This window comes from Serratia proteamaculans (assembly GCF_946227095.1).
GTDB classification, from domain to species: domain Bacteria; phylum Pseudomonadota; class Gammaproteobacteria; order Enterobacterales; family Enterobacteriaceae; genus Serratia; species Serratia proteamaculans_E.
The window spans coordinates 46,249-59,597 of the sequence record NZ_CAMISV010000002.1 but is presented as its reverse complement, the minus strand read 5'-3'; the positions used below and the strand labels follow the sequence as shown (position 1 = coordinate 59,597).

Below are 13,349 nucleotides of genomic sequence, written 5' to 3'. Positions count from 1 at the left end.
TAATGAAGTCTACCGGGAAGGTCCTTTATGAGCGATAACAGCGCCGTTCAGGCGGGTATGCCATCCGCGTCCAGCCTGCCAAAAATCTACCAAAAGAACAGTCGACTCACTGTTCTTTTTTTTGTTTTTTTATTAGTCCTGGGGATAGCTTTTGCCGGAGTGAATTTATTTAACGACGTCAGTGATGCCGGGGCGGTATATACCAGTTACCTGCCGTTCCTGTTATTGGGGTTAGCGTTATTGATTGCGCTGGGCTTTGAATTTGTTAATGGTTTTCACGATACCGCCAATGCGGTGGCCACCGTTATTTATACCCATTCATTGTCGCCGATGGTGGCCGTGGTGTGGTCGGGGTTCTTTAATTTTCTCGGCGTATTGCTCTCCAGCGGCGTGGTCGCGTTTGGCATCATTTCGCTGCTGCCCGTCGAGTTGATCTTACAGGCTGGCACCGGCAACGGTTTCGCCATGGTCTACGCCCTGCTGTTCTCGGCGATTATCTGGAACCTCGGCACCTGGTGGCTCGGGTTGCCTGCGTCGTCGTCTCATACCCTGATTGGCTCAATCATCGGCGTTGGGGTGGCCAATGCCCTGATCCACGGGCGCACCGGCACCAGCGGTGTCGACTGGGGCCAGGCGATTAAGGTGGGTTACGCACTGCTGCTTTCACCGGTGATCGGCTTTGTGTTTGCCGCCCTGCTGTTGCTGGCGCTGAAAGTCTTTGTCAAAAATCGCCAGCTGTATACCGCCCCCAAGAATGACTCGCCGCCACCGCTGTGGATCCGCGGTTTACTGATCCTCACCTGTACCGGCGTTTCCTTTGCCCATGGCTCCAACGACGGGCAAAAAGGCATGGGCCTGATTATGCTGATCCTGGTCGGCACCATGCCAATCGCCTACGCACTGAACCGTTCAATGCCGCCGGAACAAATCCCGCGTGTGGCCGCGCTGGCAGAAGTCACCAAAAACCAATTGATAAGCCAGTTCCCGGCGGTCAGCCACGCACAGCCTCGTGAGGTGCTAACCGGGTATGTCCGCACCAGTGAATTGACGCCAGAAGTGGTGCCCGCGCTGGCGCAACTGACCGGCGCCATCGGCGATCAGGTCCGTCAGTACGGTTCTGTCGATAAGATCCCCGCGCAGGCGGTTTCCAACACCCGTAACGATATGTATCTGGCATCGGAGGTCATTAAACGCCTGAAGTCGGAAAAACAGCTGCAAATATCCGCTGACTCGCAGCGCAATCTGGATGCCCTGAAAAGCGACCTGGACAGCGCCACCCGCTTTATCCCGTTCTGGGTCAAGGTGGTGGTGGCGATTGCTCTCGGGCTGGGCACCATGGTCGGTTGGCGGCGCATCGTGGTCACCGTCGGTGAGAAGATCGGCAAAAGTCACCTGACCTATGCCCAGGGCGCCAGCGCCGAACTGGTGGCGATGACCACTATTGGCGCCGCGGACATCTTCGGATTACCGGTCTCCACCACTCACGTTCTGTCATCCGGTATCGCCGGCACCATGGCGGCCAACCGCTCCGGCCTGCAAATGTCCACCCTGCGCAATCTGCTGATGGCCTGGGTATTGACGCTACCGGCCTCGGTGCTGCTTTCCGCCGGGCTGTACTGGATCTTCAACCATTTCTAAAACCGGGCTAACACGGAGAATTAATTATGGCTATGCATAAATTTGACCGCGACGAGAGCTTCAATCAGCGTCTGTTACAGGAGTTCTACGACAGTTACGACGAAGAGCTGGAGATGGAACTGGATGACCTGCGCTTTGACGACAGCGAAGTGGACAGCGACCAGAAGAAAGCCTGGCGCAAACAGTATTTCCGCGAGCTGCTGCGGCTACAGGGTGAGCTGGTCAAACTGCAGGACTGGGTGATGCGCACCGGCCACCGACTGGTGATCATTTTTGAAGGCCGCGACGCCGCCGGCAAAGGTGGCGTGATCAAACGTATCACTCAGCGTCTGAACCCTCGCACCTGCCGCGTGGCCGCGCTGCCGGCCCCGAACGATCGCGAACGCACCCAGTGGTATTTCCAACGCTTTATCGCCCATCTGCCGGCGGCCGGTGAAATGGTGCTGTTCGATCGTAGCTGGTACAACCGCGCCGGGGTGGAGAAAGTGATGGGCTTTTGTAATGACGAGGAATATGAAGAGTTTTTCCGTAGCGTACCTGAGTTCGAGAAAATGCTGACGCGCAGCGGCATTCAAATCGTCAAATACTGGTTCTCGATCACCGACGATGAGCAGGAGTTGCGTTTTCTCAGCCGCATCCACGATCCGTTAAAGCAATGGAAGCTCAGCCCGATGGATTTGGAAAGCCGCCGCCGCTGGGAAGACTACACCGAGGCCAAGGAAATCATGTTAGCGCGCACTAACATTCCGGAAGCGCCATGGTGGGTGGTTCAGGGGGTCGACAAGAAAAAGGCGCGTTTGAACTGCATCAGCCACCTGCTGGAACAACTGCCCTATGAAGAGGCGGAAGGCAATGTGATCACCCTGCCACCGCGCAAACGCAGCCCGGATTACAACCGCCACCCGGTGCCCGACACTATGGTAGTGCCTGAAGTGTATTGATTTATCCAGGGAGGCGGAACACCGCTTCCCTGCCTTTCGCCCGCAATAACGTCACCGCTGGATCCTCATCTCGTTACAACACCACCCTATTTTCTCCACATTTGCTGTGCAGACTCTTGCTGATATTCCTTCACCTGTCAGGACACAGTTACGGTCACCATGTCTTTATTTAATTCCCTTACTCGTCTCCCCATCCGCCGCTTCGGCGCCATTCTGGTTCTCTTTCTGTTGTTGGTTGCGTCAGCCGCGCAGGCCGCTGCACCGCTGGCGCTGCACTCAACATCGGTGTTGGTGGTCAATCAACGCACCGGCAAAACGCTTTATCAGAAACAGGCCAATCACGTGCAACCCATCGCCTCGCTAACCAAGCTGATGACCGCCATGGTCGCACTGGACAGCAAACGCCCGTTAGGCAACAGGATGCGGGTCACCCCCGCCGACCGGGATTTGCTGAAAAAAACTCACTCACGTCTGACCATCGGTTCCACCCTTAGCCGTCGCGATATGCTGCACATCGCATTGATGTCGTCGGAGAATCGCGCCGCGTCGGCACTGAGCCGCAACTATCCCGGTGGTCGCAAAGCCTTTGTAGCGAAAATGAATCAAAAAGCGCGTGCTATCGGCATGAAACATGCGCGTTTCTACGATCCGACCGGGCTGACACCGCGCAACGTCGCCAGTGCCAATGACCTGTTGAAAATGGTTAACCACGCTTACCGTTATCAGACCATCCGTCGTTTCAGTACCGACAAACAGCAAATCGTGCGTCCTGGCCGCGGTCAGTTGGTCTACCGTAGCTCCAACGGTCTGATCAATAATTCCGCCTGGAAAATCCAGTTGCAAAAGACCGGTTTCACCGACGAAGCCGGCCACTGTCTGGTGATGCGCACCCTGATCAAAGGGCAGCCGGTGGTGATAATCCTGCTCGGCTCGAAACAGCGCTACGGCTACTATAAAGACGCCATTCGCCTGAAGGCCTGGCTCGAATCCTGATCTGATTCGGGCGCGTCAATCACGCGCCCTTTTACCATTCTGAGCATATCTAAATCCGTTTTTTATCAATGGAATATCCTATCCAAAATCAGTATTAAGCCTGTTGGATTGGGCATGCTATTTGTCATGGATAATTGATGATAAAGGAGCAGGAAAATGGCTTATGCCCTGAGCGTGTTGGAAAAAAGTCCGATTGCCGAAGGAGAAACTGCCGCCCAGGCGTTGACGCGTACGCTGCATTTGGCGCAGCAGGCAGAAATCTGGGGCTACCGCCGTTTCTGGCTGGCCGAGCATCACAATACCGCGCAGTTGGCTTGCCCTTCGCCCGAAGTGTTGATCGCCTATTTGCTCGGACAAACCTCTCGTATCCGTATCGGCTCTGGCGGCGTCATGCTGCAACACTACAGCGCTTACAAAGTGGCGGAAAACTTCAATCTGCTGGCGACGCTGGCACCGGGTCGGGTCGATCTGGGGGTGGGCAAAGCGCCCGGCGGGCTACCGCTCTCCACCCAGGCACTGCAGGCCGCCCACGATCAACAGAATAAGCCGGACTTCCCGCAACAGTTGGCTCAGCTCAATGCCTACCTGAATGACGACGCGCAACCCGGCCTGAGTGCCACACCGCAACCAGTCCAGCCCGCACAGCGCTTTCTGTTGGGGGCCAGCAGCGAAAGTGCCCAACTGGCTGCCGAACACGGCTGGGCCTTTGTGTTTGCTGCGCAGCTCAATGGCAACCCAGAGGATATTCAGCGCGCGCTGGCACATTACTCTGAGCAGAGTGGTGGACGTAAAGCTCTGCTGGCGGTCGCGGTGATCGTCGCCAATACGACCGAACAGGCCCAGGCTTTGGCGGCCGGGATCCAACAATACCGGGTGCATGTGGCCGGAGGACAAAGCGTGACGGTCGGTAGCCTGGAGCAGGCTGAAAGTTATGTTCAGCAGGCCGGGGCTACCGATTACCGCATCGAACCGCGTGAAAGCCATATTTTGCTTGGTACCGCGCAGCAGGTGCGCAGTCAGTTAGACCAATTGCACCGGCAATATGGCGTAGAAGAGTTTGTGATCGATACACCGATCAGCGAACCCTCTGCCCGCCTGGCCTCTTTGCAACTGCTGGCGCAGGCCTGATCAGTTCACCACCGCACCAGAGCCTATAGCGACCGCCAGATCCTGCGCCAGTGTCTCCAACTGTGCCGGGATCAGGTTAGCCAGACTGACACGGATAGCCGGGCCGCTTTTCAGGCGGAACGGCTCGCCGCCCTGTACCAGCCAGCCGCGCTGCGCCATGATTTGGCCGGCGGCGGCTTCCGAACGCACCGGCAGCCAGATATGTACCCCTTCCCCCGCTGGCAATGGTGCACCGGTCAATGCCTGCAACCGTTCCGCCAACGCATCGCGCCGCTGTTGATAGGCTTGCTGCGCGCGAACCAGCAAACCCTCGCGCTGCGCCTGCGTCCATAATTTGACAGCAATTTGCTGCAGGATATGGCTGACCCAACGTTCGCGAATGTATTGATCGGCACGCATCGCCTGTAGCAATTGCGGCTTGCCGCAGGCCAGCGCAATACGCAGATCCGGGCTGAGGAATTTACTCAGCGACAGCACATACAGGCCATTGTCGGCAGTACAGGGCAAATGCAGCGGTTGTTGCGACAGCGGCCCCCAAAAGTCATCGACGATCGCCAGACAGCCCGGGTTTTGCGCCAGAAACTCACGCCAGTGGTTGGCGCGGGCCGCGCTAAGCGACATGCCGGTTGGGTTCTGCGCACGCGGTGTCAGGATCACTGCACACCCCTGCGGGCCGGCATCTTTCTCCGGCAATCGACACCCTTGCTCATCCACCAGCAACGGCAGTGGTTTGAGGCGAAGATGCCGCAGCAGCGTCAGTAACGGCGGCCAGCAGGGATCTTCCACCCACACCGACGCCCCCGGCGCCGCATGGCTGCGCAGCGCCTTTTCGATGGCGTCCAGCGCCCCCGAAAACACCGCTGTCTCACCCAGAGATGCACCCTGTTGGCTCAACCAGTCACTGGCAAGCTGACACAAAGCCGGTAAATCACCGCTAACGTCATAGCCATTCTGCTGCGGGAAGATGTCATCCACACTCATTGACAGCTCCGGTAGCAAAGCCCCATCCAGGTTGCCGCTGGCCAAATCACGCATGCCTTCGGGCACTTGACGGATATGGCGCGCCGCCATCAGGGGTTGCTCCAGCACCTGCGTACCGGCACGCCCGCGGGTAGCGACCAAACCGGCATCGCGCAGCTTGGCATACGCACTGGCGACGGTATTGGGATTCACCCCCAGTTGACCCGCCAGTTGACGCACCGGTGGCAACAGGTCACCCGGCTGCAAATCCCCCTGTTTGATCTGCGTGCTGATCTGCTCAGCAATCTGGACAGCGCTGCCGCCTTTTGCATACAATGAACCCATACATAAAACCTTTTTGTATTAGTTCAAAACAGATTACCTGTTTCGAATGGAAAAGTTAAGGGGTAAAGATGGAAAAACATTACGTACTCGATATTCAACACGGCGGGAAAGCGTTTGCCCGTTTGCAAATGTTCACCCCCTGGGCTGCCGACCAACTGCAGCAGGCCCAGGCACTGTTCCCTGCCGATCAGGGCTACCAATTGCACATCAGCCAGGTCAAAGAGCGTCGGATAGTTTATCAAAGCGGCATCAACGGCATCACCATCCTCGGCGATACGCTGGAACTGGAAGTTTATCCCCACAGCACAGAGGTACAGCAATGAAAAAAGTTGTCGCTATCAGGCATGTGAATTTTGAAAACCTCGGTATCCTGGGCTCACTGCTTTCACTGCGGGGTTATCAGATTGATTATTACGATGCCGGCCGTGACGATATCCGTGCCATCGATAATGAGGAGACCGACCTGCTGGTGGTGCTCGGCGGACCGATCAGCGCTGCGCAGCATTTTGCCGGCCAACAACACTATGCATTTCTCAACGACGAATTAGCACTGGTAACACAGCGACTTCAGCAAAAACGGCCTACGCTAGGCATCTGTCTTGGCGCACAGGTGATGGCTCAGGCTCTGGGTGCCGAGGTGGTTTCGCTGGGTGTCAAAGAGATCGGCTTCGAACCCTTGACGCTGGCAGAGCATAAAGACTCGGTACTGGCCCCCCTGGGGACAACGCCGGTACTGCATTGGCACGGCGATATGTTTATGATCCCAGAGGGCGCAACCTGCCTGGCTGCTACCGAAATTTGCCCTAATCAGGCATTTGAATATCAGGATTTCGCGCTTGGGCTACAGTTCCATCTGGAGGCCGATCATCGCGATCTGGAACGCTGGCTGGTTGGCCATGCTTGCGAGCTGGAGTTAGCCGGTATCCTGCCGCAGCGCCTGCGTCAGCAAGCCTCTCGCTACGGCACAGAATTAGAACAGCGCGCCCGCCAGGTATTTGCGCGGTGGCTGGATAAAATCGAACCAAGGAAGTTATAGATGCAACAAATGTCTCAATTACAGCCACCGCAGATTGATGTGATCAGCATTCAATCGCAGGTGGTTTACGGCAGCGTTGGCAATGGTATCGCTTATCGCACCCTGTTGAAAAAGGGGCTGGAAGCACTGCAAGTGCCCAGCGTACTGTTCGGTTGCCCGCCGTATTACGGCGCACCCAGCGGCGGCGTGATCCCTGCCGAGTGGTTCAGCGGCTTTCTGGAAGATTTGCTGGCACGCGGCGTGATGAAACGTACCCGGGCGGTGATCGTCGGTTATCTTGGCGATGTCGGCCAGTGCCACATGCTGGACACTTGGCTGCAACGCGTACGCACTATTAATCCGCAAATAAAAATCTATATCGATCCGGTGATGGGTGATTACGGTGAAGGCGTGTATGTGGATGAGCGTATCGTCAGTTGCTATCGCTCGCCGTTCCTGCAGTTGGCCAATGGTCTCACCCCCAACGGCTTCGAACTGGAGCAGCTTTGCGGGCACCCGCTGACCAGCCTGGAGCAAACACAGCATGCCGCACAGGCGTTGTTGAATGACACCACCGAGTGGGTCCTGGTGACCAGTGCGCCCGGCGTGGCAGAAAACGACGATCAGGTTGGGCTCCTGCTGGTCAGTCGCAGCCAGGTGCAAAGCTATACCCATCCTAAAATTAAATCGAAGGTTAAAGGCACCGGGGACATGTTCGCCGCGTTGCTGGTCAGCCACCTGCTGCACGGCAAAAGCCTCAATGACGCGATTGTCACTGCCAGTGGCGAGGTCTGCGATGTGCTGGCAGAAGCGGAGCATTTTGGTTGGGAGGAGATTGGCAGTCTGCGCGCCTTGAAATAGGCCGGGGTGATGGGGCAGCCTGCTGCCCCTCTGGTGACTATTTAACGTTTTTTCTTTTTATTAAAATCCAGTTCGAACGCAAATACCGCACTCTGAATTTTTCTTTCCATCGCCAGGCCCAGTTTCATAAAACGGCACGACAGGCGCGAGAAACGCACCAGTTGGTCGTCGTCATCCAGTTCCTGGTCTTCGTTGATCACTACCAGTTCCATATTGACCTTGAAACTGCCGTAGCTGCCAAAATCCAACAAAGCCTTTTTGAACTGGAATCCAGGCTGAAGGTTTTCCGGCAACGGACCGTCAACGCGCAAGCCAACGCCACCCGCAGAAAGATCGTGGATCCTCAACTGGTATTCGCTACCGTCAGCGTATTCGCCGCTGCAGAGAAACTCACGCCAGTGGGGAGTGGTCACACGAAACTGACGGCGGCGCTGGATGTACACCAGTTCCTTCGGCAGCCGGGTTGAACAGGCGTTAACGCCCTGATGGTTGGTAAATTCAGCCTGATCCACGGAGAATTCGATCTTCGCATCATGGCTTTCAATCACAATGGTACATTCACCGTCGACCGTCGTGTCCGCCTCATCGCCGCTGAACACAATATTATCCGGTCCGACGCTCAACAGCAGACTTTGAAACTGCTGCTGATCATTGACGACCTTCAGTGGCGTGCGCTGTTTACAAATTTCACGCAGGATCGCCAGTACTTCAAAGCGCTCCTGCTTGATAAACAATCCGTTATCATTCTGCTCCACTCGTCGCTCCTGACTCTTCCCAATGACGATTTACACTTTCCTTACAGTTATCATCACTGGGAATATTCCTAAAGTCAAATTTGCCAGCGATGCCAGGCCTGTGGCAGCAGTCTGGCGAAGCGTTCCGCCCAGGCTTGCTGACCCTGTTGATCGGCGATCAAATCCTGGCGGATCTCAATGCCAACGTAAGGAAGCTCCCGCCGCTCGGCATGCACCGGCAGGGTGTAATCCGTAGCATCGGTCATGGCGTAAGGCTCGTTAACGCCGACCTGCAAATCCCCTTCCTCCCGCAGCAGCTCTGCCAGCAGCAACGCAAACTCCGGCTGACGGTTAAACAGCAGCCCCACCTGCCATGGCCGCTCGTTGCCTTTGAATACCGGCGTGAAGCTGTGCATGGCGATAATCGCCGTCGGCAGTCCGCTGCGCTGGCGTTGATCCAGACTGTCGGTTATCGCCTGGTGATAAGGCCTAAAAATCTCATGCTCGCGCGCCTGCGCATGTCTGGCATCAATACCGACATTCCCAGGGATCGGCGTCAATTCTGACAGTGACGGGATCGAACTGGCGATGCCGGGCGTGCGGTTACAGTCAATGACCAAACGTGAGTAACGCTGATGAATCAACGTGGTGTCCAGCTGACGGCTGAGATGGCGCGAAACGCTTAATGCGCCGATGTCCCAACCGATATGACGGTCGATTTCACCGGGCGGCAGACCCAAGTTACCCAACTGCTGCGGTATCGCCTGGCCCGCGTGATCGCACAGCAATAAAAAGGGCGCGACGCCCCTGGGCGTTTCAATCGCCACGGCGGCGGGATCTTCGGCGGATAATAAAGACGAGACAAACGACTGTGGCATGCAAGACTCCGGCGGAGGAACAAAGCCTTATCTTAGGCTAGATCCCACCGCCGACGCCAAGTTTCGAATTAGATCAAAAATGCATGAATGAGAAGCCAATCATTCTATGCAAGCCTCCTGCGGCTGGTGCACCGCGATGTACCGTTGGAACCGTGCGGGCTTAAGCCGGGTGAGATCGACCAGCACCAGGCCGTCAATACAGTTATTGAAGGCGGGATCGGTGCCGAAATCAATAAACTGCACCCCGCCCGGTTCACACAGCTCGGTATATTGTTTATACAGCGTCGGGATCGAGCAGCCGATGTTGCTCAACAGGCTTTTCAGCCGAACCAAATCTTCCTGATAGTTATCGCCGGCAAACTGCGCCAACACCTGCGGCAGCGAGGCAGGATAAGGCTGACGCGACTGCGCCAACGCATGATTTGGCGAGAAATACAGCCGGTAGAAGGCAATCAACAGGTCACGCGCCGTCACCGGCATCCCGCCGGAAATAGAAACCGGACCAAACAGATAGCGATACTGCGGGTATTTTGCCAGGTATGCGCCAATGCCTAACCACAGATAGTCCAGCCCACGCTTGCCCCAGTAAGCCGGTTGAATGAAACTGCGGCCCAGTTCGATACCCTGCGCCAGGATCGGCGCCATCTCACGGTCATAATGGAACAGGCTGTTGCTGTAGATACTTTCCAGCCCCTTGCGCTCCAACTGCTCGGCGGTAGGAATAAAGCGATAGGCACCGACAATTTCCAGTTCGTCTGCATCCCACAGCACCAGGTGGTAATAGTCGTCGTCATAGCTGTCCAAATCACGACGACGGCCAGAGCCTTCCCCCACTGCACGGAAGGCAATCTCACGCAGGCGACCGAGTTCACGCAGAATAGGCGCACGCGCCTCACCCTGACGGCGATACAGGAAGATGATTTTTCCGTCCGGGGTGACCCCAAGACGCTCACAGTTTGCCAGCGCCTTTTTCAGCTCCAATCGGTCTTCAGGCAGGGCAATCGGCGATTCACTGGCGAACAGCCCTTCTTTGCCCTGGCCCAGGCGGTAAACGTGACGACGAAAGCGTTCGGCCAGATCTTTGGCGCTGGTGTGGCCGTCGTGCCAGTTGGTAAAGGGAATACGGCCACCTACGCGAATTTTGATGCGGCCACCCTGCTGCTGGAACATTTCGCGCACCAGCAATAACGTAGAAAGCGGTCGATAAACCATTGAGGTGAAATAGAACAGGTTGCTGTTACGCGCACTGATGTGGATCGGCACAATCGGCGCTCGTGCCTTGGCCGCCAGGCGTAAAAATCCGGTATGCCAGTGGCCGTCACGAATGCCTTTCGGGCTCATGCGTGACACCTCCCCGGCGGGGAACAGGATCAGCGCGCCCTGCTTATCCAACTGCGCCTGCATGCCTTCAATTTGCTTGCGGTTGGTCTTGTTGCCCACGTTGTCCACCGGCACAAACAGGTTGCGCAGCGGTTCTATGTAGGTCAACAGTTGGCTGGCGACCACTTTGACATCCGGTCTTACCGCCGCCACCGCACGCAGCAGCACCAGGCCGTCCAGCGAACCGATCGGGTGGTTAGCCACCAGCACCACCGGCCCCTGGCTCGGGATGTTTTCCAAATCGCCATCGACCAATTCACAGCTGAGGTTGAAGTAGTCCACCACCTGCTCGATCAAATCCAGCCCTTTCAGGTGCGGATAATCGGCGGCAAACTGTTTGAATTCTTTTTCGAAGAGTAAAGTTCTCAGCAGGCTACGCTGCCAGGCAGGGGTCTTGCGGTGTGGAAATGCATCATGCAACAGAGAGTCCAAGCTAAACATCGCGTTATCTCCTGGCTTAGTCGCTGCAAACTTAAGCCAGCGCCATGACCCTAACATGTCAGTAACATGACAAAAAAATGAATCCCTCAGCTATCAGTTATAGCAAATTATTGAAAACTTGGTGGCGAAGGGATCCCCATCGCCACCCTGCCGCATTTTATGCCACCGAAATTAAGGCTTCGATGCGCTGATTCACCACTTCCCGTAACCGCAAAAGCGGCTCCGCCTGATGGGGATAGCGTTTAAAAGTGATGTGCATCCCCAATTGTTGTTCAATCAAGGCTTCTACCGTCGCACGATCGGTCAGGCTTTCCAGCAGTTGCAGGGCTCGCATGTCCTGCAGGCCCTGATGCAGTACCCGTAAACGCAGTGACTCCACCGGCATCAGGTTTTCTCCGGGATAAACCACAAAGGCATCCCCTGAGGGAAACGCATTGCGGCAATCCGTCACCGCGTAGGGATTGAGCTTCTCCCGCGAATGCCCGCTGTTATAGAAATTAAAACCCCAATGCAGAAAACCGGCGATGTGGTACCGGTAAAGCTGGATACCCAAAATGCGGTTGCGCGCCGAAGGCTGGGCAAAGAAACGGTTGGCCACCTCGGTTTTTTGTACACAGCAATAATAAGCCCACAGGCCAGGTACCCGGTTTTCGATAAAAGGCTCGATATGGTCGGTGGCGGCCACCGGCGTTTCCACCAGACCCTGCTGGTAAAAAGCATAATCTGACAACGCATCAAAAGTATGAAAGCCGGCCAATAGCGGGCGCAAGGTAGCGCTGGCACGCTGGTAAACAGCAATATTTTCCAGCGTCGGCTCATCAGAAATGTGAAACCACACTCGTTGTTGTAACTGCCGCTCGCGGAACCAGCCGGTCAGAGCCGGCAACAAGGCTTGCAGGAACTGTTGATACTCTTCAGCATGGGCATCGGTATGCCAGCCGAACAGTGGACTAAGCGTGCCGTCTGTCTCCACCATGATTTTTGGCGCATGGGCGGCCCCCCACTGGGTAAACAACGGGGCAATCTCAAAGTGTTCAATGCCCTCTTCCTGCGCCATATCCACCCATTGGGCCAGACGCTGGAAATCGAACCGGTAGCCCTGCGCAGAGCGCTGCACGCCCACCAGTTGCACCGTGGTGCGCTCACCACCGACGGCGGTATCCAGCGGTGGCGTGAAGATCGGCGTCAACAGCATATTTACTCCGCTGTTAACCGCGGTACGGACAAAGTTGCGCGTCGCCAGCCAGTATTCTGGGCTGAACACCGCAAGATGGTAATAATCTGCCAGGCAATCGGAATGCAGCCATTCGGTGTGCAGCAAGGTTTGCGGCGGCAGTGCGGCCGCCACGATATGCAGCGTCAACTCAGCACTGGCCAGTACCTCCTCACTGGCCACATCAAACAGCGTCAGCGTCAGGGGGTAATCCCCGCCCGCCACCGGTATCGACGGTGGGGTTAAGGTTAACCACAGGCTGCCGTAATAATTGCAGGCGGCAAAGAAACGCCGATCGACCAGCGGTACCAGCGGGTCGGGAAATAACCCCGGCTCGGTGCGTAGATAGTTTTCATCGGTCTGGGCATAACAGGGAAAGTGGCTGGGTACCGACTGCACCTGACGCACGCTGATATACTCCGCCAATGGTCCCTCAATACGGTAGCCTAATTCACGTCGCGTTTCGTTATCGGCCCGCTGCAGGCAATAAACCCCCTGCCAACACATCATTTCGTTATTCAGCCCGTTGAGTTTATTTATCTGTGTGATCTGCGGAGCGTTATGGCTATGAAATATTTTTTCCAGGCAATGGGTAAAGGTCAATGAAAGACGCATAACCGTAATCTCGCTTTAATTGTAAAATACCGTGGAGTGATTTTCAGGCTAAACCAATTTATCGATTCAAACAATAGACCTCATTCAAAAACCGACGGCAAGAGGCTTCGAATGAAGTCATATACGATTTTTTTGTTTATTTGCATCACAAAAATGAAAGATAACCCGGCATGCACAATAAAAATGTTTTTAATCCCCATTATGGTG

Annotated in this window: 12 protein-coding genes; 7 read left to right on the top strand and 5 right to left on the bottom strand. The window is 55.8% G+C overall.

Annotated features, from left to right (window positions below):
- Positions 1-27 precede the first annotated feature (27 nt).
- The 4 genes from OC597_RS04005 to OC597_RS03990 all read left to right on the top strand — a co-directional run bounded on the left by OC597_RS04005 (position 28) and on the right by OC597_RS03990 (position 4,700).
- Positions 28-1,638 carry an inorganic phosphate transporter gene (locus OC597_RS04005; protein ID WP_261253864.1) on the top strand — a complete coding sequence of 537 codons (1,611 nt, stop codon included), beginning with the start codon at positions 28-30 and terminating at the stop codon, positions 1,636-1,638.
- Positions 1,639-1,664: 26 nt separating this feature from the next.
- Positions 1,665-2,579, top strand: coding sequence for a polyphosphate kinase 2 (gene ppk2 / locus OC597_RS04000; protein WP_262207616.1), 915 nt, complete (start codon positions 1,665-1,667; stop codon positions 2,577-2,579).
- 159 nt (positions 2,580-2,738) lie between these two features.
- Entirely contained in the window at positions 2,739-3,572 is an 834-nt protein-coding gene (locus OC597_RS03995; RefSeq protein WP_262207614.1) for a serine hydrolase, read from the top strand.
- A gap of 156 nt (positions 3,573-3,728) precedes the next feature.
- On the top strand, positions 3,729-4,700 hold the full coding sequence (locus OC597_RS03990) for an LLM class flavin-dependent oxidoreductase (RefSeq protein ID WP_262207611.1): 972 nt from the start codon (positions 3,729-3,731) through the stop codon (positions 4,698-4,700).
- On the opposite strand, the gene OC597_RS03985 is transcribed toward OC597_RS03990, so the two are convergent.
- Positions 4,701-6,005, bottom strand: a complete 1,305-nt coding sequence (locus tag OC597_RS03985) for an aminotransferase class I/II-fold pyridoxal phosphate-dependent enzyme (protein WP_262207609.1) — start codon at positions 6,003-6,005, stop codon at positions 4,701-4,703. It lies immediately after the preceding gene.
- Positions 6,006-6,073: 68 nt separating this feature from the next.
- On the opposite strand from OC597_RS03985, the gene OC597_RS03980 reads away from it, so the two are divergent.
- The 3 genes from OC597_RS03980 to pdxY are packed head-to-tail and all read left to right on the top strand — an operon-like array spanning position 6,074 to position 7,881.
- A complete protein-coding gene (locus OC597_RS03980; RefSeq protein WP_261253856.1) occupies positions 6,074-6,328 on the top strand; it encodes a hypothetical protein in 255 nt (84 codons plus the stop codon).
- On the top strand, positions 6,325-7,041 hold the full coding sequence (locus tag OC597_RS03975) for a glutamine amidotransferase (RefSeq protein WP_261423991.1): 717 nt from the start codon (positions 6,325-6,327) through the stop codon (positions 7,039-7,041). The genes OC597_RS03980 and OC597_RS03975 overlap by 4 nt, the downstream gene beginning before the upstream one ends.
- Positions 7,042-7,881: a pyridoxal kinase gene (gene pdxY, locus OC597_RS03970; RefSeq protein WP_261463457.1), complete on the top strand. Its 840-nt coding sequence runs from the start codon at positions 7,042-7,044 to the stop codon at positions 7,879-7,881.
- 41 nt (positions 7,882-7,922) lie between these two features.
- On the opposite strand, the gene OC597_RS03965 is transcribed toward pdxY, so the two are convergent.
- From OC597_RS03965 to OC597_RS03950, 4 genes are all read right to left on the bottom strand, one after another.
- Positions 7,923-8,636: a flagellar brake protein gene (locus tag OC597_RS03965; protein ID WP_261423993.1), complete on the bottom strand. Its 714-nt coding sequence runs from the start codon at positions 8,634-8,636 to the stop codon at positions 7,923-7,925.
- 74 nt (positions 8,637-8,710) lie between these two features.
- Positions 8,711-9,493 carry an N-formylglutamate amidohydrolase gene (locus OC597_RS03960; RefSeq protein WP_262207607.1) on the bottom strand — a complete coding sequence of 261 codons (783 nt, stop codon included), beginning with the start codon at positions 9,491-9,493 and terminating at the stop codon, positions 8,711-8,713.
- Between the two features lie 99 nt (positions 9,494-9,592).
- Positions 9,593-11,314, bottom strand: a complete 1,722-nt coding sequence (gene olsF, locus OC597_RS03955) for an ornithine lipid synthase OlsF (RefSeq protein WP_262207605.1) — start codon at positions 11,312-11,314, stop codon at positions 9,593-9,595.
- Positions 11,315-11,471: 157 nt separating this feature from the next.
- Positions 11,472-13,142 (bottom strand): DUF4091 domain-containing protein, encoded by a 1,671-nt coding sequence (locus OC597_RS03950; RefSeq protein WP_262207604.1) that lies wholly within the window; start codon positions 13,140-13,142, stop codon positions 11,472-11,474.
- Positions 13,143-13,349 lie beyond the last annotated feature (207 nt).

Bases quoted from the DNA above. Each gene is read 5' to 3' on its own strand.
- OC597_RS04005 (WP_261253864.1), top strand. From the start codon at position 28: ATGAGCGATAACAGCGCCGTTCAGGCGGGTATGCCATCCGCGTCCAGC.
- OC597_RS03985 (WP_262207609.1), bottom strand. From the start codon at position 6,005: ATGGGTTCATTGTATGCAAAAGGCGGCAGCGCTGTCCAGATTGCTGAG.
- OC597_RS03960 (WP_262207607.1), bottom strand. From the start codon at position 9,493: ATGCCACAGTCGTTTGTCTCGTCTTTATTATCCGCCGAAGATCCCGCC.
- olsF (WP_262207605.1), bottom strand. From the start codon at position 11,314: ATGTTTAGCTTGGACTCTCTGTTGCATGATGCATTTCCACACCGCAAG.
- pdxY (WP_261463457.1), top strand. From the start codon at position 7,042: ATGCAACAAATGTCTCAATTACAGCCACCGCAGATTGATGTGATCAGC.
- OC597_RS03980 (WP_261253856.1), top strand. From the start codon at position 6,074: ATGGAAAAACATTACGTACTCGATATTCAACACGGCGGGAAAGCGTTT.
- OC597_RS03975 (WP_261423991.1), top strand. From the start codon at position 6,325: ATGAAAAAAGTTGTCGCTATCAGGCATGTGAATTTTGAAAACCTCGGT.
- OC597_RS03950 (WP_262207604.1), bottom strand. From the start codon at position 13,142: ATGCGTCTTTCATTGACCTTTACCCATTGCCTGGAAAAAATATTTCAT.
- ppk2 (WP_262207616.1), top strand. From the start codon at position 1,665: ATGGCTATGCATAAATTTGACCGCGACGAGAGCTTCAATCAGCGTCTG.
- OC597_RS03990 (WP_262207611.1), top strand. From the start codon at position 3,729: ATGGCTTATGCCCTGAGCGTGTTGGAAAAAAGTCCGATTGCCGAAGGA.
- OC597_RS03995 (WP_262207614.1), top strand. From the start codon at position 2,739: ATGTCTTTATTTAATTCCCTTACTCGTCTCCCCATCCGCCGCTTCGGC.